The following is a 287-nucleotide window of genomic DNA, read 5'->3' on the forward strand; positions in this document are numbered from 1 at the left end:
GCGCCAAGCCCGGAGGCTGCTTCCTGCAGCATGACGCGCTCGTCGATCGCCGCCTGCTCCAGGTCCCGCCCGCTGATCGGCCCGATGGCGCGCGGCGAGAAAAAAACCGCCTGCCTGAGGTTCGCCAGCAGGCCTTCCTGCCCGTTCTGCAGGTCGAGCAGCGCGTTGATGCGGCGCAAGGCGGCTTCACGTGGCGCACCAGAGCGCAGTGACGGGTGCATCGTGTCCCAGTATTGCTCAAAGGTCCGCGCAATCAGCGTTAGCCCCTGGGCGAGACCCGCCAGGCC

At 68.3% G+C, this 287-nt stretch carries 1 protein-coding gene; it reads right to left on the reverse strand.

The window, feature by feature from the left end:
• Positions 1 to 287: type VI secretion system ImpA family N-terminal domain-containing protein (locus EN852_RS39870; protein ID WP_189546664.1), on the reverse strand; the 287-nt coding region annotated here is incomplete at both ends.

Origin of the sequence: Mesorhizobium sp. M2E.F.Ca.ET.209.01.1.1 (assembly GCF_004010375.2) — a bacterium.
Classification (GTDB): Bacteria; Pseudomonadota; Alphaproteobacteria; order Rhizobiales; family Rhizobiaceae; genus Mesorhizobium.